This window comes from Streptomyces viridiviolaceus (genome assembly GCF_014650995.1).
GTDB lineage: Bacteria > Actinomycetota > Actinomycetes > Streptomycetales > Streptomycetaceae > Streptomyces > Streptomyces viridiviolaceus.
Map to the genome: position 1 here is coordinate 35,188 of NZ_BMWA01000002.1, position 20,917 is coordinate 56,104.

At 71.9% G+C, this 20,917-nt stretch carries 21 protein-coding genes; 11 read left to right on the forward strand and 10 right to left on the reverse strand.

The genetic code is table 11. The annotated features are described in order from the left end of the window. Nucleotides 1-4: 4 nt before the first annotated feature. The 5 genes from IE260_RS02305 to IE260_RS02325 form a co-directional block, all read right to left on the reverse strand. A complete protein-coding gene (locus IE260_RS02305) occupies nt 5-1,612 on the reverse strand; it encodes an FAD-dependent monooxygenase (RefSeq protein WP_189868737.1) in 1,608 nt (535 codons plus the stop codon). Between the two features lie 175 nt (nt 1,613-1,787). After that, nucleotides 1,788-2,684 (reverse strand): amino acid ABC transporter permease, encoded by an 897-nt coding sequence (locus tag IE260_RS02310; protein WP_189868738.1) that lies wholly within the window; start codon nt 2,682-2,684, stop codon nt 1,788-1,790. After that, on the reverse strand, nt 2,681-3,346 hold the full coding sequence (locus tag IE260_RS02315; protein ID WP_189868739.1) for an amino acid ABC transporter permease: 666 nt from the start codon (nt 3,344-3,346) through the stop codon (nt 2,681-2,683). Before IE260_RS02315 ends, IE260_RS02310 begins: the two co-directional genes overlap by 4 nt. An 84-nt stretch (nt 3,347-3,430) precedes the next feature. Further along, nucleotides 3,431-4,270 (reverse strand): glutamate ABC transporter substrate-binding protein, encoded by an 840-nt coding sequence (locus IE260_RS02320; protein WP_189868740.1) that lies wholly within the window; start codon nt 4,268-4,270, stop codon nt 3,431-3,433. A gap of 88 nt (nt 4,271-4,358) precedes the next feature. Further along, complete coding sequence (locus IE260_RS02325; RefSeq protein WP_189868741.1) at nt 4,359-5,135, reverse strand: amino acid ABC transporter ATP-binding protein; 777 nt, start codon at nt 5,133-5,135, stop codon at nt 4,359-4,361. Nucleotides 5,136-5,423: 288 nt separating this feature from the next. Here IE260_RS02325 and IE260_RS02330 point away from each other — a divergent pair, with 288 nt between their 5' ends. After that, nucleotides 5,424-6,110, forward strand: a complete 687-nt coding sequence (locus tag IE260_RS02330; protein ID WP_189868742.1) for a response regulator transcription factor — start codon at nt 5,424-5,426, stop codon at nt 6,108-6,110. A 9-nt stretch (nt 6,111-6,119) separates the two neighbouring features. Further along, entirely contained in the window at nt 6,120-7,559 is a 1,440-nt protein-coding gene (locus IE260_RS02335) for a sensor histidine kinase (protein ID WP_189868743.1), read from the forward strand. Here the strand turns inward: IE260_RS02335 and IE260_RS02340 are convergent. After that, nucleotides 7,538-8,533 (reverse strand): TAXI family TRAP transporter solute-binding subunit, encoded by a 996-nt coding sequence (locus tag IE260_RS02340; protein WP_189868744.1) that lies wholly within the window; start codon nt 8,531-8,533, stop codon nt 7,538-7,540. The genes IE260_RS02335 and IE260_RS02340 overlap by 22 nt on opposite strands. A gap of 111 nt (nt 8,534-8,644) precedes the next feature. On the opposite strand from IE260_RS02340, the gene IE260_RS02345 reads away from it, so the two are divergent. Continuing rightward, nucleotides 8,645-9,052: a pyrophosphohydrolase domain-containing protein gene (locus IE260_RS02345; RefSeq protein WP_189868745.1), complete on the forward strand. Its 408-nt coding sequence runs from the start codon at nt 8,645-8,647 to the stop codon at nt 9,050-9,052. A gap of 47 nt (nt 9,053-9,099) precedes the next feature. On the opposite strand, the gene IE260_RS02350 is transcribed toward IE260_RS02345, so the two are convergent. Together IE260_RS02350 and IE260_RS02355 are read right to left on the reverse strand one after the other, a co-directional pair. Continuing rightward, a complete protein-coding gene (locus tag IE260_RS02350; RefSeq protein WP_189868746.1) occupies nt 9,100-10,326 on the reverse strand; it encodes a cation:proton antiporter in 1,227 nt (408 codons plus the stop codon). A 4-nt stretch (nt 10,327-10,330) separates the two neighbouring features. Continuing rightward, a complete protein-coding gene (locus IE260_RS02355) occupies nt 10,331-10,816 on the reverse strand; it encodes a cation:proton antiporter regulatory subunit (RefSeq protein WP_189868747.1) in 486 nt (161 codons plus the stop codon). A gap of 93 nt (nt 10,817-10,909) precedes the next feature. Here IE260_RS02355 and IE260_RS02360 point away from each other — a divergent pair, with 93 nt between their 5' ends. From IE260_RS02360 to IE260_RS02375, 4 genes are all read left to right on the forward strand, one after another. Further along, nucleotides 10,910-11,962 carry a HAMP domain-containing sensor histidine kinase gene (locus tag IE260_RS02360; RefSeq protein WP_189868748.1) on the forward strand — a complete coding sequence of 351 codons (1,053 nt, stop codon included), beginning with the start codon at nt 10,910-10,912 and terminating at the stop codon, nt 11,960-11,962. Beyond that, nucleotides 11,962-12,621, forward strand: coding sequence for a response regulator (locus IE260_RS02365; protein ID WP_189868749.1), 660 nt, complete (start codon nt 11,962-11,964; stop codon nt 12,619-12,621). The genes IE260_RS02360 and IE260_RS02365 overlap by 1 nt, the downstream gene beginning before the upstream one ends. A 67-nt stretch (nt 12,622-12,688) precedes the next feature. Further along, complete coding sequence (miaB, locus tag IE260_RS02370; protein ID WP_189868750.1) at nt 12,689-14,206, forward strand: tRNA (N6-isopentenyl adenosine(37)-C2)-methylthiotransferase MiaB; 1,518 nt, start codon at nt 12,689-12,691, stop codon at nt 14,204-14,206. 139 nt (nt 14,207-14,345) lie between these two features. Next, nucleotides 14,346-15,059, forward strand: coding sequence for a class III extradiol dioxygenase subunit B-like domain-containing protein (locus IE260_RS02375; RefSeq protein WP_189868751.1), 714 nt, complete (start codon nt 14,346-14,348; stop codon nt 15,057-15,059). 167 nt (nt 15,060-15,226) lie between these two features. On the opposite strand, the gene IE260_RS02380 is transcribed toward IE260_RS02375, so the two are convergent. Both IE260_RS02380 and IE260_RS02385 read right to left on the reverse strand, forming a co-directional pair. Further along, nucleotides 15,227-15,532, reverse strand: coding sequence for an antitoxin (locus IE260_RS02380; RefSeq protein WP_189868752.1), 306 nt, complete (start codon nt 15,530-15,532; stop codon nt 15,227-15,229). 24 nt (nt 15,533-15,556) lie between these two features. Beyond that, on the reverse strand, nt 15,557-15,817 hold the full coding sequence (locus IE260_RS02385) for a hypothetical protein (protein ID WP_189868753.1): 261 nt from the start codon (nt 15,815-15,817) through the stop codon (nt 15,557-15,559). Between the two features lie 183 nt (nt 15,818-16,000). Here IE260_RS02385 and miaA point away from each other — a divergent pair, with 183 nt between their 5' ends. From miaA to IE260_RS02405, 4 genes are all read left to right on the forward strand, one after another. After that, on the forward strand, nt 16,001-16,939 hold the full coding sequence (gene miaA, locus IE260_RS02390; RefSeq protein WP_189868754.1) for a tRNA (adenosine(37)-N6)-dimethylallyltransferase MiaA: 939 nt from the start codon (nt 16,001-16,003) through the stop codon (nt 16,937-16,939). A 107-nt stretch (nt 16,940-17,046) separates the two neighbouring features. Beyond that, nucleotides 17,047-17,562: a hypothetical protein gene (locus IE260_RS02395; RefSeq protein ID WP_189869044.1), complete on the forward strand. Its 516-nt coding sequence runs from the start codon at nt 17,047-17,049 to the stop codon at nt 17,560-17,562. Between the two features lie 92 nt (nt 17,563-17,654). Continuing rightward, nucleotides 17,655-18,524: a diaminopimelate epimerase gene (gene dapF / locus IE260_RS02400; RefSeq protein ID WP_189868755.1), complete on the forward strand. Its 870-nt coding sequence runs from the start codon at nt 17,655-17,657 to the stop codon at nt 18,522-18,524. 216 nt (nt 18,525-18,740) lie between these two features. After that, on the forward strand, nt 18,741-20,909 hold the full coding sequence (locus IE260_RS02405) for a RelA/SpoT family protein (protein WP_189869045.1): 2,169 nt from the start codon (nt 18,741-18,743) through the stop codon (nt 20,907-20,909). Nucleotides 20,910-20,917: the final 8 nt, after the last annotated feature.

The window sequence follows — 20,917 nt, forward strand, 5'->3', positions numbered from 1 at the left end:
CCGGTCAGCGGGAACCGGCCGACGCCCCTGCCTCGGCAGCCGCTTTCACGGCACCGCCCAGCGTCGCCTCGGCCGCCGCGTAGAGATCGGCCGGGCGTACCCCGTTCAGCGCGGTGACCAGGCGGCCGTCGGGTCGCACCAGCAGCACGGTGTGGGCCCCGGCACCCGGATAGGTCTCGGCGACGAGCAGTTCGGCGTGGCACGGCAGCGCGGTCACCGCCGCCGCCAGCCGGGGCATGATGCCGGCGGTCACCCAGTGCTTCCGCTCCCACACCCCCGTGCCCGGCGCGATCAGCACCACCAGCAGGGCGCCGCGCCCGAGCCGGTCACGCAGCCGCACGAACGTGCCGTCCTCCGCGGTGACCCGCACGTCGATGACGGCGGCCCCGGGCGGCGTGCCGACGGCGACCTCTCCGTCGAGGCGGGGAGGCGCGAGCGGCGAGTCGGCGTACGCCCCCGGCGCACCCAGTGCCCCGCGCCCCAGATGACCGTCGGCGAGCAGGGCGTCGTGACCGCGGGACGAGCCGGGGACGTAGGAGCGCAGACCTCCGCCGCCGCGCAGCAGGGGCAGTACCTGGTCGGCGGCGCGCAGCCGGGCGGCGACGGCCGCGCGCCGCTCCTTCTGGTAGCTGTCGAGCAGCGCCTCGTGGGGTCCTTGGTGCCAGGCCAGGGCCAGCTTCCAGGCGAGGTTGTCGGCGTCCCGCAGTCCCTCCTCGAGGCCCTGCGTGCCCAGCGCGCCGAGAAGGTGGGCCGCGTCCCCGGCGAGGAACACGCGGCCCACCCGCCAGCGCCGGGCCAGTCGGTGGTGGACCGTGTGGACGCCGGTGTCGAGGAGTTCGTACGCCGGTGACGCCCCGTCGGCCCAGCCGGTGAGGGTCTCCCGGACCCGGTTGACCAGCATCTCGGGCGTGACCAGGTCCTTGCCCGGCGGCAGCAGCCAGTCCAGACGCCACAGGCCGTCCGGCAGCGGGCGGCCGACGATCTCACGGGCCGACGGACCGGCCGCCCGCCACGGGGGCGCCCGGTGGAGCAACGCCTCGTCGGTCCACGGCAGTTCCGTGCGCAAGGCGGCGACGGCGTAACGTTCCACCGCGGTGCGGCCGGGGAAGCGGATGTCCTGGAGCTTGCGGACGGTCGAGCGCGGACCGTCGCAGCCGACCAAGTAACTGCCGCGCCACCAAGTGCCCTTGGGACCACGGGTGTGGGCCGTGACACCGGAGGGCTCCTGCTCGAGGGAGTCCAGACGGCTGTCCACGGCGATCTTCACGAGCGGCTCGCCCGCCAGCGCGGCACGCAGCGCGCCGGTCAGCACGTGCTGGGCGATGTGCAGGGGAGCGGGGTCGGCGGCGTCGTCGAACACGACCTCGCGCATCACCTGTTTGCGCCGCATCGACCGCCATCCGGCCGGGCGGAAGCCGCCCGTCAGCGGCGCGCCGGTCAGCCGTTCCACGAGGGCGACGGTGTCCTCGCGCAGGACGACGGTGCGCGCGGGGCGCGGTTCGTCCTTGCCCGGGCCTTCGTCGAGGACGACACAGGGCACCTCCTGACGCGCCAGCGCCAGGGCGAGCGTGAGCCCGACGGGCCCCGCGCCGACGATGATCACCGGGTCCACGGCGCGGCGCCCCCTGCCCGTGACGGTGTCCCGTGGGACACAGGTGAACAGGAAGTTGGAGCAGGGTGCACGATCACAGAACGTATGCAACCCATTGCCGCTGCTTGCGTCAAGTGACGGAGGCAGCGGCGAGATCGCCGCTGCCTCCGTGATGGTCCTACGAGATGACCCGCTGTCAGGTCGCGCCGCCCGCACCGGTTCCGGCCGTACCGGCGACCTGCGCGTCGTCCGCCTTGAGCACCGCACCGGTCGACTTCTTGCCCCGCCGCAGCCGGCGCTCCAGCCAGCTCGCGAAGGTCGTGAGGGCGAAGTTGAGCGCGATGTAGATCACCGCCACCACCGTGAAGCTGGCGATGGTGTTGGCGCCGTAGTAGCCGCTCATCGTGTTGGCCGACGCCAGCAGCTCCGGGAAGGTGAGGACGGCGCCGCCGAGCGCGGTGTCCTTCAGGATGACGACGAGCTGGCTGACGATGGCCGGCAGCATCGTGGTGACCGCCTGCGGCAGCAGGATGGACCGCATCAGCTGGCCCTTGCGAAGGCCGATCGCCATCGCCGCCTCGGACTGGCCCTTGGGCAGGGCCAGGATGCCCGCCCGGACGATCTCGGCGAGGACAGAGGCGTTGTACAGCACCAGACCCGTGACGACCGCGTACAGCGGACGGTCGTCGGAGCTGACGTTGGTGTACTCGGAGAACAGCGCCAGACCGAAGATCATCAGCACCAGCACGGGGATGGCGCGGAAGAACTCCACCACGATGCCGACCGGGACGCGGACCCAGGCGTGGTCCGACAGCCGGGCGATACCGAGGACGGCGCCGAGCGGAAGCGCGATGATCATCGCCAGCGCGGCGGCCTTGAGGGTGTTCTCCAGGCCCGGCCAGATGTACGTCGACCAGGGCTCACTGCTGGTGAAGAACATCTCCCACTTGGCCCACTCCAGCTGGCCCTTCTCGTCGAGGGTGCTGAACACCCACCACAGGACGGCCGCGAGGGCGACCAGGAAGACGGCCGTGAACAGGACGTTGCGCCGCTTGGCGCGGGGCCCCTGGGCGTCGTAGAGAACGGAGCTCATCGCTTCACCGCCACCTTCTTGCCCACCCAGCCGAGGATCAGGCCGGTCGGCAGCGTCAGAACCACGAAACCGAAGGCGATGATCGCGGAGATCAGCAGCAGCTGTGCCTCGTTCTCGATCATCTCCTTCATCAGCAGCGCCGCCTCGGCGACACCGATGGCGGCGGCCACCGTGGTGTTCTTGATGAGCGCGATCAGCACGTTCGCCAGCGGGACGACGGAGGAGCGGAACGCCTGCGGCAGCACCACGAGGCTCAGTACCTGGCCGAAGCTGAGCCCGATCGCACGGGCGGCCTCCGCCTGTCCGACCGGCACCGTGTTGATGCCGGAGCGCAGCGCCTCGCACACGAAGGCCGAGGTGTAGAGGATCAGACCGAGGACGGCCAGCCGGAAGTTGATCGTCTCGAAGTCGTCCGCGCCGAGGTTGATGCCCAGCGTCTGGCTCAGGCCCAGCGACGTGAACAGGATGATGACGGTGAGCGGGATGTTCCGCACGATGTTCACGTACGCGGTCCCGAAGCCGCGCATCAGCGGCACGGGGCCGACGCGCATGGCGGCCAGCAAGGTGCCCCAGATCAGGGAGCCGACGGCGGAGAGCACAGCAAGCTGCACCGTCGTCCAGAAGGCCCCCAGCAGGTCGTAATCTTCAAGAAAGTCGAACACGATCTCCCGCGCTTCCGCGTGTAGGGATGCCCGCCCCGGTGCGCCGCCCCTTCCGGAGGGCGGCGCACCCTGTCAGGCGCTGCCTCAGCTCTTGATGTCGCCGATCTTCGGCGCGGGCTCGTTCTGGTAGTTGGCCGGACCGAAGTTGTCCTTCACGGCCTTCTCCCAGGCGCCGTCGGCGACCATGGCCTCGAGCGCCTCGTTGATCTTGGCCTTGAGGTCGCTGCCCTTCTTGATGCCGATGCCGTAGTTCTCGTTGGTCATCTTGAAGCCGCCGAGCTTGAACTTGCCCTTGAACTGCGACTGGGAGGCGTAACCGGCGAGGATCGAGTCGTCGGTGGTCAGCGCGTCGATGGCCTTGTTCTGCAGACCGGTCAGGCAGGCGGAGTAGGTCGGGTACTCCTGCAGCTGGGCCTTCGGAGCCAGCTTCTCCTTGACGTTCTGGGCCGAGGTGGAGCCGGTCACCGAGCACAGCTTCTTGCTGTTGAGGTCCTCCGGCGACTTGATGGAGTCGTCGTCGGCGCGGATCAGCACGTCCTGGTGGGCCAGCAGGTACGGGCCGGCGAAGTCGACCTTCTCCTGGCGCTCCGGGGTGATCGAGTAGGTGGCGGCGATGAAGTCGACGTCACCGCGCTGCAGCATGGTCTCGCGGTCGGCGCTCTTCGACTCCTTCCACTCGATCTGGTCCTCGGTGTAGCCGAGCTTCTTGGCGACGTACGTGGCGACGTCCACGTCGAAGCCGGAGTAGCCCTGCGGGGTCTTCTGGCCGAGGCCCGGCTGGTCGAACTTGATGCCGATGGTGATCTTCTTGTTGTCGCCACCGGAGGAGCCGCTGTCGTTGCCGTCGTCGGAGCCGCACGCGGTGGCGGTGAGGGCGAGGGCGAAGACCGTGGCCGAGGCGGCGGTGACCTTGCGGAGCTTCATGGTGAACATCCTTTGGCTGTGATCGGACGATCAGGGGTGTGCCGTCAGGGGCGGGTGAGGCAAGTCGTCGGAGCGCGCCGGGCGGGCGTCAGTGGTGCAGGATCTTCGACAGGAAGTCCTTGGCGCGGTCGCTGCGCGGGTTGCTGAAGAACTGGTCCGGCGTGGCCTGCTCGACGATCTTGCCGTCCGCCATGAACACCACGCGGTTGGCGGCCGACCGGGCGAAGCCCATCTCGTGCGTGACGACGATCATGGTCATGCCGTCGCGGGCGAGCTGCTGCATGACCTCCAGGACCTCGTTGATCATCTCCGGGTCGAGGGCCGACGTCGGCTCGTCGAAGAGCATGACCTTCGGGTCCATGGCCAGCGCCCGGGCGATGGCGACGCGCTGCTGCTGGCCGCCGGAGAGCTGGGCGGGGTACTTGTCCGCCTGGGCGCCCACGCCGACCCGGTCGAGCAGGGCGCGTGCCTTCTCCTCGGCCTTCTTCTTCTCGACCTTGCGGACCTTGATCTGCCCCAGCATCACGTTCTCGAGCACGGTCTTGTGCGCGAAGAGGTTGAAGGACTGGAAGACCATGCCGACGTCGGCCCGCAGCCGGGCCAGCTCCTTGCCCTCCTGGGGCAGCGGCCTGCCGTCGATCGCGATCGTGCCGGAGTCGACGGTCTCCAGGCGGTTGATGGTGCGGCACAGGGTCGACTTACCGGACCCGGAGGGCCCGATCACCACGACGACCTCGCCGCGGGCGATCGTCAGATCGATGTCCTGGAGCACGTGCAACGCGCCGAAGTGCTTGTTGACGCTCTTCAGGACGACCAGTTCGCCGGTCGCGGCCACATCTTCCTTGGCCACCGATACTTCGGTCATCGCTCTCGGGCTCCGTCCTCCTCGGTTTCGGAGGACAGTAGTAACGGCATACGACCTGCGTCTCCAGATCTGAGGGGAATCTGAGCATCACGATCCGATAGCAATCGGACACCTGTCGTAGCACTTGCGAGCAGGGCGCATATCGGCCGGATAACTTCGGACGTTCCGCAACCGGAACCCTCTTGACGCCGTCCCCCTCCATCGGCGTGACTGCACAGGGCGCACGCGCGCGTGCATGTGCTTTTTAGCCATCCTGATCGTACGGCCGATGAACCGAAGGGGGCCTGGATGAGACTGTTGCTGGTCGAGGACGACAACCACGTCGCCGCCGCCCTGTCGGCGGTCCTGGCGCGACACGGTTTCGAGGTCACCCACGCGCGCAGCGGCGAGGAGGCGCTCCAGGCCCTCGTCCCCGAGGGCGAGGGGTTCGGCGTCGTCCTGCTCGACCTCGGCCTGCCCGACCAGGACGGCTACGAGGTCTGCGGCAAGATCCGCAAGCGCACCAGCACCCCGGTGATCATGGTCACCGCCCGCTCCGACGTCCGCTCCCGCATCCACGGCCTCAACCTCGGTGCCGACGACTACGTGGTCAAGCCGTACGACACCGGAGAACTGCTGGCCCGTATCCACGCCGTCAGCCGGCGCACCGCCCACGAGGACGCCCCGGGCGCCGCCGAGACGACCGTGCGCCTCGGCCCGGTGCACATCGAACTGCCGACCCGCCAGGTCACCGTGGACGGCTCGGTCGTCCCGCTCACCCGCAAGGAGTTCGACCTGCTCGCCCTGCTCGCGCAGCGGCCCGGCGTCGTCTTCCGCCGGGAGCAGATCATCAGCGAGGTCTGGCGCACCAGCTGGGAGGGGACCGGACGCACCCTGGAGGTGCACGTCGCCTCCCTGCGCGCCAAGCTGCGCATGCCGGCGCTCATCGAGACCGTACGCGGCGTCGGCTACCGCCTCGTCGCCCCCACCGCATAGCGGGGCCGGGTGCGCACTCGCCTGCTCCCGCTGCTCATCGTCCTGATGGCGGCCGTGCTGCTCGCGCTCGGCGTCCCGCTCGCCGTCAGCGTCGCCCGCGCGGAGCAGCAGAAGGTCGTCGTCGACCGCATCGACGACACGGCGCGCTTCGCGGCGCTCGCCCAGTTCGTCACCGACGCACCCGGCGGATCGCGCACCACGTCCACGGACGAGCGCCTGGAGACCCTCCAGGCCGAACTGACCAGCTACTACGAGGTCTACGGCATTCAGGCGGGCGTCTTCTACCGCAACCACATCCCCATGGCCAACGCGCCGACGACCTGGTTCCTCCCGCAGAGCGGCGAGGTGCGGGCCGCCTTCGACGAGGCGCTGCTCAGCCGTCGCAGCCACGACCCGCAGCAGGTGTGGCCATGGGAGCGGGGCCGTCTCGTGGTCGCCTCGCCGGTCATCCGGGACGGGGACGTGGTCGCGGTCGTGGTCACCGACTCGCCCACCGATTCGATGCGGTCGCGCACCCTGAACGGCTGGCTGCTCATCGGCGCCGGCGAGATCGCCGCGATGCTGCTCGCCGTCGGGGCCGCGCTCCGGCTGACCGGCTGGGTGCTCAGACCCGTACGGGTCCTGGACGCCACCACCCACGACATCGCCACCGGACGGCTCAAGTCCCGGGTCGCCCCGGCCGGGGGACCGCCGGAACTCAGGCGTCTGGCCCGCTCGTTCAACGAGATGGCTGACCACGTCGAGGACGTGCTGGAGCAGCAGCGCGCCTTCGTCGCCGACGCCTCGCACCAACTGCGCAACCCCCTGTCGGCCCTGCTGCTGCGCATCGAGCTGCTCGCCCTGGAACTGCCCGAGGGCAACGAGGAGATCGCGTCCGTCCAGGCCGAGGGCAAGCGCCTGGCCAGGGTCCTGGACGACCTGCTCGACCTGGCACTGGCCGAGCACAGCGACGCCCACCTCGAGGTGACCGACATCGGCGCGCTGGCGGCCGAACGGGTCGCCGCCTGGGCGCCGACGGCCGACGCCAAGGGCGTGACGCTGGCCGGGGACTGCCCGCCGACCACGGGCTGGGCCGACCCGGTGGCGCTCTCCAGCGCGCTGGACGCCGTCATCGACAACGCGGTGAAGTTCACGCCCGAGGGCGAGACCGTCGAGGTCACGGTCGCCTCCACGGGCGACACCACCACGGTCGTCGTCAGTGACAACGGCCCCGGCCTGACGGACGAGGAGCTGGGCCGCGTCGGCGACCGCTTCTGGCGCAGCGGCCGGCACCAGAACGTCAAGGGCTCCGGTCTGGGCCTGTCCATCTGCCGGGCGCTCCTCGCGGCCGGGGACGGCTCGATCTCCTTCGGCCACCACGAGCCGCACGGACTGACGGTGACCGTGACCGTGCCCAGGACGGGAACGCGCAACGCCCCCGAGGACGCCTACGGCTTGACCGACCGGTAGTAGCGCCGGGCGCCCTCGTGCAGCCCCAACGGGTCGGTGTATATCGCCGTGCGCAGGTCGACCAGCTGGGCCGAGTGCACGTGCGCGCCGATGCCGTCGCGGCTGTCCAGGACGGTCCGGGTCAGCCACTGGGTGAGCCGCGGATCCATGTCCGCGCGCGTCATCAGCAGGTTGGACACGGCCAGGGTCGGTACCGCGGAGCCGTTCTGCACGGTCGGGTAGGCCGACTCGGGGATGTTGGTGGCCCGGTAGTAGCGGGTCGCGCCGCCCTGGGCGTGCAGTTCACCGACGAGATCCTCGCCTATCGGTACGAACCGGAAGGCGGAGCTCCCGGCTATCTTCCTCAGCCCGTCCGTCGGCAGCCCGCCCGACCAGAAGAACGCGTCGATGCCGTTCCCCAGCCGTCGGGGCCCGGTGTCGATGCCGTCCGAGCGGGGTGTGATGTCCCGCTCCGGATCGATGCCCGCGGCCGTCAGCAGCCGGGTGGCGATCAGCCGCACGCCCGAGTTGGGCAGCCCGATGGCCACGCGCTTGCCCCGCAGATCCGCCACGGACCGGATGTCCGAGTCGGTCGGGACCACGAGCTGCACATAGTCGTCGTAGAGCCGGGCGACACCACGCAGCTGGTCGGCGGCGGGACGGTCGAGGAGCTTGTACGTCTCCACGGCGTCGGCGGCCGCGATCGTGAAGTCGGCCTCGCCGCTCGCCACCCGCTCGACGTTCTCCTGCGAACCCGCGCTGGTCAGCAGCCGCACCTTCAGGTCCGGCATGTCCTTGCGCAGCTCGGCGCGCAGCAGTTCGCCGTACTTCTGGTACACCCCCGCGCGCGTGCCCGTGCTGAACGTGATCGTCCCGCTCGGCGGCTCCTCGCCCAGGGGCAGCAGCCACCACAGCAGCAGCCCGAGGACGACGACACCGGCGCCGGCGCCCTCGAGGGCCCGGCGCCTGCCGATACGGGAGAACAGCTTGGACATGGCCGCGATCCTGCCAGCCCCGTGTCCCCGCTGACCAGGACCGAGCTCACAGGACTCCCCCCGCGGGCCACACGGGGCCGATTGTCCGAGGCGCTCGTTACAGTCGACGGCATGAGCACTTCGCCCGCCGACCTGGTCCGCGCCTTCCACCTCGCCTTCGGGCTGGACGCCCGCACCACCCCGACCGAGGTCCCGTCGGAACTCGCGGCGCAGCGAGGCAGGCTGCTCGCCGAGGAGGCCGCGGAGGTCGCCGAGGTGTCGGTGACGGGCCCGCTCGACCGGCTCGCGCACGAACTGGCCGACGTGGTCTACGTCGCGTACGGCACGGCGCTGGTCCACGGCATCGACCTCGACGCGGTGATCGCCGAGATCCACCGCTCCAACATGACCAAGCTGGGCCCCGACGGCCAGGTCGCCCGCAGAGCCGACGGCAAGGTCCTCAAGGGCGACCACTACGAGGCACCGGACGTGACGGGCGTACTGCGCCGACAGGGCTGGACGCCGGGCGACGGCACCTGACCCCCGGGCGCCCGGCGTCCAGCGGCGCCCGAGTCACCCCGCGTACCTCAGTCGCCCACCGATGCCTCGGCCTCCCGCGGCGCGCCCTCGGGGGCCCCGCCGGGGCGGTCGAGGTCGTCACGCCGGCGGAAGAAGCGCGTCGCCAGGGGCTCGGTGAAGCGGGCGGTGAGGGGGCCGAGAACGACCAGGATGAGGACGTACGCCGTGGCCAGCGGGCCCAGCGACGGCTCGATGCCGGCCGAGACCGCGAGGCCGGCGATGACGATCGAGAACTCGCCGCGCGCCACCAGCGCACCGCCCGCGCGCCAGCGGCCCTTGACGGAGATCCCGGCGCGCCGCGCCGCCCAGTAACCGGTGGCGATCTTCGTCACGGCGGTCAGCAGGGCCAGCGCGAGCGCGGGGAGCAGCACCGGCGGGATGCTCGCCGGGTCGGTGTGCAGTCCGAAGAAGACGAAGAAGACGGCGGCGAACAGGTCGCGCAGCGGGCTCAGCAGCGTGTGCGCGCCCTCGGCGACCTCCCCGGACAGGGCGATGCCCACGAGGAACGCCCCCACCGCGGCCGACACCTGCAGCTGCTGCGCGACGCCGGCCACCAGGATCGTCAGGCCCAGCACCACCAGCAGCAGCTTCTCCGGGTCGTCGCTGGAGACGAAGCGGGAGATGACGCGGCCGTAGCGCACCGCCACGAACAGCACCAGCCCGGCCGCGCCCAGCGCGATCGCCAGGGTGATGCTCCCGGTCATCAGGCCGGCCCCGGCCACCAGGGCCGTGACGATGGGCAGGTACACCGCCATCGCCAGGTCCTCCAGGACCAGGACGCTGAGGATCACCGGCGTCTCCCGGTTGCCGATCCGGCCGAGATCGCCGAGCACCTTGGCGATGACGCCGGACGACGAGATCCATGTGACGCCGGCCAGGACGACGGCGGCCACCGGGCCCCAGCCCATCAGCAGCGCCGCCACCGCGCCGGGCAGGGCGTTGAACGCGCAGTCGACGAGCCCCGCCGGATAGTGGGACTTGAGGTTGGTCACCAGGTCGCCGGCCGTGTACTCCAGCCCCAGCATGAGCAGCAGCAGGATGACGCCGATCTCGGCGCCGGTGGCCACGAACTCCTCGCTCGCCCCCAGCGGCAGCAGCCCGCCCGTGCCGAACGCCAGACCGGCCAGCAGGTACAGGGGTATGGGCGAGATGCCGAAGCGGCCGGCGAAGCGGCCGAGCAGGCCGAGGCCGAGGATGATGGAACCGAACTCGATCAGCAGTACCGCGGAGTGCACCGGCTCACTCCCGACCGAGTATCGCCGCGGCGGCGTCGACGCCCTCGCGGGTGCCGATGACGATCAGGGTGTCGCCGCCCACCAGCCGGAAGTCCGGCGCGGGCGACGGGATCGCCTCGGCGTGGCGCAGCACCGCCACGACCGACGCGCCCGTGTCGGTCCGCATCCGGGTCTCGCCGAGCACCCGGCCGTTCCAGCGGGAGGTCGCGGGCACCTCGATCCGCTCGGCGACCAGCCCGAGATCCGAGGTGTGCAGCAGGTTCGCGCTGTGATGGGACGGCTTCAGCGCGTCGATCAGAGCGCCCGCCTCCGAGCCGGTCAGCTTCAGGGAGTGCGCGCAGGAATCGGGGTCGTCGGCCCGGTACACGTTCACCGTGCGGGCGCCGTCGCGGTGTGCCACCACCGACAGGTGGCGGTGCTCCCGGGTCACCAGGTCGTACTGCACCCCGATACCCGGCAGCGGCGTCGCCCTCAGGCGTGGAGCGGACACGTGTCTTCCCCTCGTTCGTCTTGCATGAGTTGCTGCACGTGCGTGACGCGCGCACGGCGTCGTCATGCTGTCATCCGCACGTACGGTGGCGATATGGGTGTCGTGACGGATATACGCAGCCGGGCGGGGGCGGGGAGACTGGCCGCGGCGGTGTCGTGGGGGAAAGCCGGGAGGGCAGGGAGGAGCGGGAAGAGGACCGTGTCCCTGTTCTGGCGGATCTTCTCGCTCAACGCCGTGGGCCTGGTCGCGGCCACCGGGCTGCTGCTGGGACCGGTCACCGTCTCCACTCCCGTCCTGCCGGGGGAGGCGCTGCTCCTGCTCGGGGGCCTCGCGGCGCTGCTGGCCGGCAACGCGGTCGTCCTGCGAATCGGGCTCACCCCGCTGCGCCGGCTGGGCCGGGCCATGGCCACCGCGGACCTGCTGCGACCCGGCTCCCGCCCGGCCGTCTCCGGGCCGGCGGAGGCCGCCGAGCTGATCGCGACGTACAACACGATGCTCGACCGCCTCCAGGCCGAGCGCGCCGCCGGCGCGGGCCGCGCCCTGCACGCGCAGGAACGGGAGCGCCACCGCATCGCCCGGGAACTGCACGACGAGGTCGGCCAGACGCTCACCGCCGTCCTCCTCCAGCTCAAGCGCGTCGCCGACCGGGTGCCCGGAGAACTGCGGGAGGACGTGGCCCTGGCCCAGGAGGCCACCCGGGCCGGACTCGACGAGATCCGGCGCATCGCCCGCCGGCTGCGCCCCGGCGTCCTGGAAGAGCTGGGCCTCGCCAGCGCCCTGCGCTCGCTGGCCGCCGAGTACACCCACCACGGCCTCACCGTCCGCCACCACGTCTCCGGCGACCTGCCCGAACTCACCCCGGAGTCGGAGCTCGTGATCTACCGGGTCGCCCAGGAGGCACTGACCAACACCGCCCGCCACGCCGCCGCCGACCGGGCCGAACTCACCCTCCGGCGGGCGCCCGACGGCGTCGAACTCCTCGTCCGCGACAACGGCACCGGCCTGGGCGGGGCACCGGAGGGCGCGGGCATCCGCGGCATGCGCGAGCGCGCCCTGCTGACGGGTGCCGAGATCCACATCGAACCCGCCCCCGGACGGGGCACCGACATACGCCTGCGCGTCCCCGTCCCGACCGGAGCCACCTGATGTCCGCACGGCCTCCCATCCGCGTCCTGCTCGCCGACGACCACACCCTCGTACGCCGGGGAGTGCGCCTGATACTGGACGGAGAGCCCGACCTCACGGTCGTCGCCGAGGCCGGGGACGGTGCCGAGGCGGTCGCCGCCGCCCGGGCCACCGAGGTCGACCTGGCCGTCCTGGACGTCGCCATGCCCCGCATGACCGGGCTCCAGGCGGCCCGCGAACTCTCCCGCCGACTGCCCGACCTGCGCATCCTCATCCTGACGATGTACGACAACGAGCAGTACTTCTTCGAGGCGCTCAAGGCCGGCGCCTGCGGGTACGTCCTGAAGTCCGTCGCCGACCGCGACCTCGTCGAGGCGTGCCGGGCGGCGGTGCGCGACGAGCCGTTCATCTACCCGGGCGCGGAACGGGCCCTCGTCCGCTCCTACCTGGACCGGCTGCACAGCGGCGGCGGCCTGCCCGAGCGGCCCATCACCGAGCGCGAGGAGGAGATCCTCAAGCTCGTCGCCGAGGGCCACACTTCCAAGGAGATCGGCGAACTGCTGTTCATCAGCGCCAAGACCGTCGAGCGGCACCGCGCGAACCTTCTGCAGAAACTCGGCGTCCGCGACCGCCTGGAACTCACCCGGTACGCGATCCGCGCGGGCCTCATCGAGCCCTGACCGGCCAGGACGCCGGTTGTCCACAGGCGGCCCGGGCCACTGCCGCCGACCGCCTACCCTTATTGCCATGAGCAGCATCGACCGGAGCCAGTCAGTGGGCGGCACGCGCACGTACGAGGTACGCACCTACGGGTGCCAGATGAACGTCCACGACTCCGAGCGATTGTCCGGTCTGCTGGAGGACGCGGGCTACGTCCGCGCCCCCGAGGGCTCCGACGGCGACGCGGACGTCGTCGTCTTCAACACCTGCGCGGTGCGCGAGAACGCCGACAACAAGCTCTACGGCAACCTCGGCCACCTCGCGCCGAAGAAGGCGCGCCGGCCCGGGATGCAGATCGCGGTCGGCGGCTGCCTGGCGCAGAAGGACCGCGACACCATCGTGAAGCGGGCGCCCTGGGTGGACGTCGTCTTCGGCACGCACAACATCGGCAAGCTCCCGGTGCTCCTGGAGCGCGCCCGCGTGCAGGAGGAGGCGCAGGTCGAGATCGCCGAGTCGCTGGAGGCGTTCCCCTCCACGCTGCCGACCCGGCGCGAGAGCGCGTACGCGGCCTGGGTCTCCATCTCCGTCGGCTGCAACAACACGTGCACCTTCTGCATCGTCCCCGCGCTGCGCGGCAAGGAGAAGGACCGCCGTCCCGGCGACATCCTCGCCGAGGTCGAGGCCCTCGTCGCCGAGGGCGTCTCCGAGATCACCCTGCTCGGGCAGAACGTCAACGCCTACGGCTCCGACATCGGCGACCGCGAGGCCTTCAGCAAGCTGCTGCGTGCCTGCGGCAAGATCGACGGCCTGGAGCGCGTGCGCTTCACCTCCCCGCACCCCCGCGACTTCACCGACGACGTCATCGCCGCCATGGCCGAGACGCCGAACGTGATGCCGCAGCTGCACATGCCGCTCCAGTCCGGCTCGGACCCGGTGCTGAAGGCGATGCGCCGCTCCTACCGGCAGGAGCGCTACCTGGGGATCATCGAGAAGGTGCGGGCCGCCATCCCGCACGCGGCGATCACCACCGACATCATCGTGGGCTTCCCCGGCGAGACCGAGGAGGACTTCGAGCAGACCCTGCACGTGGTGCGCGAGGCCCGGTTCGCGCAGGCGTTCACCTTCCAGTACTCCAAGCGGCCCGGCACCCCGGCCGCCGAGATGGACGGCCAGATCCCCAAGGACGTCGTCCAGGCACGCTACGAGCGTCTGGTCGCCCTCCAGGAGGAGATCTCCTGGGAGGAGAACAAGAAGCAGGTCGGCCGCACCCTGGAGCTGATGGTCGCCGAGGGCGAGGGCCGCAAGGACGGCACCACCCACCGCCTGTCCGGCCGCGCCCCCGACAACCGCCTGGTGCACTTCACCAAGCCCGACCGGGAGGTCAGGCCCGGTGACGTGGTGACGGTCGAGATCACCTATGCCGCCCCGCACCACCTTCTGGCCGAGGGTGCGGTGCTCGACGTGCGCCGCACGCGCGCGGGCGACGCCTGGGAGAAGCGCAACGCCGCCGAGCAGGCCAAGCCCGCCGGCGTCATGCTGGGCCTGCCGAAGATCGGCGCGCCCGAGCCGCTGCCGGTCGTGGCGAGCGGCTGCGGCTGCGACTGAGAGACGACGAAGGGGCCCGCACGACCGAAGTCGTGCGGGCCCCTTCGTGCACGGGAGTGGACGCCTCCGAGCGGTGCCGGGCGGTTCGGCGGGCTCCCGGTGGCCGCCCCACCGGTCGTCCGGGGTTACGCTGCCGATCATGCTTGTCGCCGCCGCAGTCTGCCCTTGCCCGCCCCTCCTTGTGCCGGAGGTCGCCGCGGGTGCCGCACCCGAGCTGGACGCGGCGCGTGCCGCGTGCACGGACGCGCTGGGAGTGCTCGCCGCCGCGCGGCCCGACCGGCTCGTGGTCGTCGGGCCCGCACGGGGTGCCGGGCCCGAGAGCTATCCGCAGGGCACGCGGGGGTCGTTCCGCGGCTTCGGTGTGGACCTCGACGTGTCCCTCGGCCCGGACGACGGGCCGGGGCCGGCGGGGGAGCTTCCGTACGGACTCGCCGTGGGTGCCTGGCTGCTGTGGCGGACCGGGTGGTCCGACGCCCCGGTCGAGGGACTCGGCGTGGGTGAACCCCTCGCGGCCGAGCGGTGTGCCGGCATCGGACGGGACATCGCCGCGCGGGCCGGGCGGGTGGGGCTGCTGGTCCTGGGCGACGCCAGTGCGTGCCGGACGCTCAAGGCGCCCGGCTACCTCGACGAGCGGGCCGAACCCTTCGACGCGGAGGTCGGGCGCGCACTCGGCGCGGCGGACGTGGCCTCCCTCATGGCGCTCGACGCCGGGCTGGCCCGAGAGCTGAAGGTGTCCGGCCGGGCCCCCTGGCAGGTCCTCGCGGGAGCGGCCGAGGGCACGACCCTGGGCGGCGCGATGCTGTACGAGGACGCGCCCTACGGCGTGGGGTACGTCGTCGCCGCCTGGTCGTAGGGGCCGGAGCGCGCGGCAGTCCCGTCGGGCGGGGGGCTCGCGCGGGGACGGCGGACGGCCCCGGAGCCGGGTGCTTCGGGGCCGTCCGCCGTTTCGTCGGCGCATCGGTGCTTGTGTGGACGTGCGGGCCTGCGCACGTCCAGTGCGGGCGGCCCGCAGGCCGTCGGTCAGGACGTCGGCGGCGGCCCGGCCGGCGGTGTGGTGCCCGGAGGGGTGGTGCCGGGGGGCGTGGCGCCCGGTGTGCTTCCGCCCGCCTCGTGGGTGTCCTTGTGCGCGAGGCGGTCCATGGCACCCTTGGCCTTGCTCGTGCCCGTGTGGATCCGGTCGCTGTACTTGCCCTTGGTCTTCTCGTCGACCGTCTTCGCCACCCTGTCGAGACCGTGCTGGACCTTGTCCCCGTGCTGCTGCGCGAGGTCCGAGACCTTGCCCTTCGCCGGTCCCAGTTTGGCCTTCAAGTTGTCCATGAGACCCATGGTTCACCTTCCCTCGCGGGGCAGTTACGTGCGGGCGCCCTTGTCGGTCTCGTTGTCGACGGCTCCGTCGGCGGACTGCTGCTTCGGGATCTCGACGCCGTCCGGCCCGGCGGACCCGGCCGTCTCCGGCTCCTCCGTCTCCTTGGTTCCGGCACCGGCCGGTCCCTTGGCCTCGGCCTTCTCCTCAGCCGTGTCCTCCGCGGCCGCTGCGTCGGCTCGCGTCTCGGCGGCCGACGCGGCCTCCGTGGTCTTCGACCTCCGAAGAAACCGTGCAAAAACGCCCATATCCACTCCATACGTTACTCGTGCGGGCGAAATCCCGCGGCATCCGGTGCGCCCGTTTGCGTGGCCCGGGACCACCGCCTCGGTGATCCGGGGGCGGGAACCTCGCAACGGGCAACGACCCCGGCTTCGCACCGTCACGTAACTCGTTCGGGGGCAGGGTGAGAGGTTTGCGAGACTGGTGCGGTGAGCAGCGCACCCCCCGCCCCCCGCGTCATCGCCGTCGTCGGACCGACTGCGGCCGGAAAGTCCGATCTGGGCGTCTTCCTGGCCCAGCGACTCGGCGGTGAGGTCGTCAACGCCGACTCCATGCAGCTCTACCGAGGGATGGACATCGGTACCGCAAAGCTGACGCCCGAGGAGCGCGGCGACGTGCCGCACCACCTGCTCGACATCTGGGACGTGACCGTCACCGCCTCCGTCGCCGAGTACCAGCGGCTGGCCCGGGAGCGGATCGACGCCCTGCTCGCCGACGGGAGGTGGCCGATCCTGGTCGGCGGCTCCGGGCTGTACGTCCGTGGGGCCGTGGACAACCTGGAGTTCCCGGGCACCGATCCCGAGGTCAGGGCCCGGCTGGAGGACGAGCTCGAGCTGCACGGCTCCGGGGCCCTGCACGCCCGGCTGGCCGCCGCCGACCCGGAGGCCGCGCGGGCGATCCTGCCCGGCAACGGCCGCCGCATCGTTCGGGCGCTGGAGGTGATCGAGATCACGGGCAAGCCCTTCACCGCCAACCTGCCCGGCCACGACTCCGTCTACGACACCGTGCAGATCGGCGTGGACGTGGCGCGCCCCGAGCTGGACGAGCGCATCGCACGCAGGGTGGACCGGATGTGGGAGGCCGGCCTCGTGGACGAGGTGCGCGCACTCGAGGCGCAGGGGTTGCGCACGGGGCGTACGGCGTCGCGCGCGCTGGGCTATCAGCAGGTACTCGCGTCGCTCGCCGGCGAGTGCACCCTGGACGAGGCCCGGAACGAGACCGTCCGGGCCACCAAACGCTTCGCGCGCCGTCAGGATTCGTGGTTCAGGCGCGATCCCCGGGTGCACTGGTTGAGTGGGGCTGCGGCGGATCTCACGGAACTTCCCCGGCGTGCCCTGTCGTTGGTCGAACGACCGGTTACAGCCTGATCACGTGATGGCATCGGGACACCCCGACCGTCATCCCGGCCATCGGGGCCGTGCCATCATCGAGCTTCGATCGACCGAGTGAGTCCTAGTTGGGAGGGCGCGTGGCGATGGAGGCCGGCCCTCGCGACACCGCACCGAGCACCGAGCACGTCGCCGCCGACCACGGCGAAGCGGAGCCGGACGGGGCCCGTCTGAGCCCCGACGGCCCCGACGGCCGCGACGGCGCACCGGGCGGTGTGGCCGCCGACGGTCCCGAGCCCGAGGAGATGTACGCGGGCGGGGACGAGGTCGAGGTCGAGCTCCGTCCGCAGCGCCGGCTGCGGATCTGGCAGCTCGCCCCCATCGTGGGCCTGGCCTCGGTCGGCTCCCTGATGTTCGCCTTCCCGCTCGCGTTCGACTTCGGCGACAGCGGTGCAGTGATCGCGATGCTGGGCCTGCTGATCTGCTCGTGCGCGGCCGGCTGGGGCATGATGGCCGCCCGCCGCGTCGGCTACACCTGGCCCGGCCTCCCGCAGCGCGGCTCCGGCCGCCGCGCCGACTGGCGGGTCGTCCTCGCGTACGCCCTGGCGGTCGCCTGCATCGTCGTGCTCGCCGTGTGGCGGGTGGCGCGCCTGCGGGGCTGACGCCGGCCGTCCCCGCCGCCCCGAGGCATCCCCGTCCACCTCGAGGCCCGAGGCCACGTCGTCCTGTCGCAGCCACCCCGTACGATCGAGGAATGAGCACGCGGATCGCCTTCCTCAAGGGGCACGGCACTGAGAACGACTTCGTGATCGTCCCGGACCCCGAGAACGCCATCGACCTGCCCCCCGCCGCCGTCGCCGCCCTGTGCGACCGCCGTGCGGGCATCGGCGGTGACGGCCTGCTGCACGTGGTGCGGTCCGCGGCGCATCCCGAGGCCAAGGGCATGGCGGCCGAGGCAGAGTGGTTCATGGACTACCGCAACGGCGACGGCTCGGTCGCGGAGATGTGCGGCAACGGCGTGCGGGTCTTCGCGCGCTACCTGCAGCACGCCGGGCACGTCGAGGAGGGCGACCTCGCCGTCGCCACCCGCGGGGGCGTGAAGTCCGTGCACATCGCCAAGGACGGTGCCGTCACCGTCGGCATGGGCCGCGCGGTGCTCCCCGAGGGAGAGGTCACGGTGAGCGTCGGCGAGCGCAGCTGGCCCGCGCGGAACGTGAACATGGGCAACCCGCACGCGGTGGCCTTCGTGGCCGACCTCGCCCACGCCGGTGACCTCCTCAACCCGCCGCCGTTCCAGCCGGCCGCCGCGTACCCGGACGGGGTGAACGTCGAGTTCGTGGTCGACCGCGGCCCCGGGCACGTCGCGATGCGCGTCCACGAGCGCGGCTCGGGGGAGACCCGCTCGTGCGGCACGGGCGCCTGTGCCGTGGCCGTCGCCACCGCCCGCCGGGACGGCGCCGACCCCGCCGCCACCGGGACCCCGGCCACGTACACCGTCGACGTTCCGGGCGGCACCCTCGTGATCACCGAGCGGCCCGACGGCGAGATCGAGATGACGGGCCCCGCGGTGATCGTCGCCGAGGGCGAGTTCGACGCGCAGTGGCTGGAAGGAGCCCTGGCCTGAACCACAGCCCGGTGCGGGACACTCCGTGCGAAAACGTAATCCCTCGGGGCTTCGCTCGAATGGGTGATCCGTTTCACGCTCGGCGAGAGGCGGTCGGATGCGCGTGATGGGCTCGATAGCATCAAGCACCGGCCCGGACGAGGGACCGCAGCCATCCCCTGAGCCGTGTCCGCCCTGGGACGCCCCGTCCGCCGGTCCACGCTGCCGGAGGTGCCCATGAACGCGGAGGCCACGAACCCTGCGAGCCCGGGCCCGGCGACGCCCACGGCGGGCGCCGTCGCACCGACGGCGCCCCGCAGGAAGGCGCGCCCCCGGATCGACCTGCGCCGCCTGGGCCGGGCCGCGCTGCTCGGCCCCGCCGCCCGCGACCGGCTCCCCGACGCCATCGGCCACGTCGTCGAGGCCCACCGCGCCCACCACCCCGACGCCGACCTCGATCCGCTGCGCCGCGCCTATCTGCTGGCCGAGTCCTCGCACCGCGGGCAGATGCGCAAGAGCGGCGAGCCCTACATCACGCACCCGCTCGCCGTCACCCTGATCCTCGCCGAACTGGGCGCCGAGACCACGACCCTGACGGCTTCCCTCCTCCACGACACCGTGGAGGACACCGACGTGACGCTGGATCAGGTCGGCGAGCAGTTCGGCGCGGAGGTCCGCTATCTCGTCGACGGCGTCACCAAGCTGGAGAAGGTCGACTACGGCGCCGCCGCCGAGCCCGAGACCTTCCGCAAGATGCTCGTCGCCACCGGGAACGACGTCCGCGTGATGTCGATCAAACTCGCCGACCGGCTGCACAACATGCGCACCCTAGGTGTCATGCGCCGGGAGAAACAGGAGCGCATCGCCAAGGTCACGAGGGACGTCCTCATCCCGCTCGCCGAACGGCTCGGCGTCCAGGCACTCAAGACCGAGCTGGAGGACCTGGTCTTCGCGGTCCTGCACCCCGAGGAGTACGAGCGCACGCGGGAACTGATCGCCGAGAACGCCGCCCGCGCGGACGACCCGCTCACTGGGGTCGCCGACGAGGTGCGCAAGGTGCTGCGCGAGGCCGACATCCCGGCCGAAGTCCTCATCCGGCCCCGTCACTTCGTGTCCGTGCACCGCGTCTCCCGCAAACGCGGCCGGCTCGGCGGCGCCGACTTCGGCCGCCTCCTGGTGCTCGTCCAGGAGGACGCCGACTGCTACGGCGTACTGGGCGAACTCCACACCTGCATGACGCCCGTGGTCTCGGAGTTCAAGGACTTCATCGCCGTCCCCAAGTTCAACCTGTACCAGTCGCTGCACACGGCGGTCGCCCGCGGTGACGGACAGGTCGTCGAGGTGCTCATCCGCACCCACCAGATGCACAAGGTCGCCGAGGCCGGGGTCGTTGCGCTCGGCAACCCCTACGCGCCGTCCGCGGAGGAGCAGACCGCGAGCGACGGCGAGCGTGCCGACCCGACCCGGCCCGGCTGGCTCTCCCGCCTCCTCGACTGGCAGCGGGGTGCGCCCGACCCCGACACCTTCTGGTCCACCCTCCGTGAGGACCTCGCGCAGGACCGCGAGATCACCGTCTTCCGGCCCGACGGCGGCACTCTGGGGCTGCCCGAGGGCGCGACCTGCGTGGACGCCGCTTACGCCCAGTACGGCGAGGACGCGCACGCGTGCATCGGGGCCCGCGTCAACGGTCGCCTCGCGACCCTCAGCACGGTGCTGCGGGACGGCGACACCGTGCAGCTCCTGATGGGCCAGGACCCCGCCTCCGAACCCTCCCGGAAGTGGCTGGAGCACGCGCACACCCCCGCCGCCCGGATCGCCATCCAGCGGTGGCTCGCCACCCATCCGGGACACGACGGCTCCGCGGAGGCCGAGGAGCGCCCGGAGACCGACCGGCCCGCCGACGAGGGCCCCGTCGTACGCCGTACCGCCCCGGGGCCGGCCACCCGCCCGGCCACCCCCGACGTCCTCGTCGACCGGGTCGGCGCCACCGTACGGCTGGCCGGCTGTTGCACCCCCGTCCCTCCCGACGAGGTCACCGGCTTCGCCGTGCGCGGTGGCGTGGTGACCGTCCACCGCGCCGAGTGCGCCGTGGTGGCGCGGATGAAGAGCGGCGGGCGTACGGAGATCGGCGTGCGCTGGGGCGACACCGCCGGGTGCCGGGTCACGTTGCTCGCCGAATCGTTCGTCCGCCCGCACCTGCTGGCCGACCTCACCGAGGCCATGGCCCTCGAAGGCGCCGAGATCGTCTCCGCCACCGTCGAACCCCCGGACCGGCAGCGCGTGCGCCACACGTACACCGTCCAGCTCCCGGACGCGGCCCACCTGCCCGCCCTCATGCGCGCCATGCGCAACGTCGCCGGTGTCTACGACGTGAACCGCGCGCAGTCGCGGCCGCCGGGCGCCTGACCGCGCGC

What these genes read in the sequence shown, in the direction of transcription:
- IE260_RS02310 (WP_189868738.1), bottom strand. Translation starts at nt 2,684, where the DNA reads ATGAGCTCCGTTCTCTACGACGCCCAGGGGCCCCGCGCCAAGCGGCGC.
- IE260_RS02320 (WP_189868740.1), bottom strand. Translation starts at nt 4,270, where the DNA reads ATGAAGCTCCGCAAGGTCACCGCCGCCTCGGCCACGGTCTTCGCCCTC.
- IE260_RS02325 (WP_189868741.1), bottom strand. Translation starts at nt 5,135, where the DNA reads ATGACCGAAGTATCGGTGGCCAAGGAAGATGTGGCCGCGACCGGCGAA.
- IE260_RS02330 (WP_189868742.1), top strand. Translation starts at nt 5,424, where the DNA reads ATGAGACTGTTGCTGGTCGAGGACGACAACCACGTCGCCGCCGCCCTG.
- IE260_RS02340 (WP_189868744.1), bottom strand. Translation starts at nt 8,533, where the DNA reads ATGTCCAAGCTGTTCTCCCGTATCGGCAGGCGCCGGGCCCTCGAGGGC.
- IE260_RS02345 (WP_189868745.1), top strand. Translation starts at nt 8,645, where the DNA reads ATGAGCACTTCGCCCGCCGACCTGGTCCGCGCCTTCCACCTCGCCTTC.
- IE260_RS02360 (WP_189868748.1), top strand. Translation starts at nt 10,910, where the DNA reads ATGGGTGTCGTGACGGATATACGCAGCCGGGCGGGGGCGGGGAGACTG.
- IE260_RS02365 (WP_189868749.1), top strand. Translation starts at nt 11,962, where the DNA reads ATGTCCGCACGGCCTCCCATCCGCGTCCTGCTCGCCGACGACCACACC.
- miaB (WP_189868750.1), top strand. Translation starts at nt 12,689, where the DNA reads ATGAGCAGCATCGACCGGAGCCAGTCAGTGGGCGGCACGCGCACGTAC.
- IE260_RS02375 (WP_189868751.1), top strand. Translation starts at nt 14,346, where the DNA reads ATGCTTGTCGCCGCCGCAGTCTGCCCTTGCCCGCCCCTCCTTGTGCCG.
- IE260_RS02380 (WP_189868752.1), bottom strand. Translation starts at nt 15,532, where the DNA reads ATGGGTCTCATGGACAACTTGAAGGCCAAACTGGGACCGGCGAAGGGC.
- IE260_RS02385 (WP_189868753.1), bottom strand. Translation starts at nt 15,817, where the DNA reads ATGGGCGTTTTTGCACGGTTTCTTCGGAGGTCGAAGACCACGGAGGCC.
- IE260_RS02395 (WP_189869044.1), top strand. Translation starts at nt 17,047, where the DNA reads ATGGAGGCCGGCCCTCGCGACACCGCACCGAGCACCGAGCACGTCGCC.
- dapF (WP_189868755.1), top strand. Translation starts at nt 17,655, where the DNA reads ATGAGCACGCGGATCGCCTTCCTCAAGGGGCACGGCACTGAGAACGAC.
- IE260_RS02405 (WP_189869045.1), top strand. Translation starts at nt 18,741, where the DNA reads ATGAACGCGGAGGCCACGAACCCTGCGAGCCCGGGCCCGGCGACGCCC.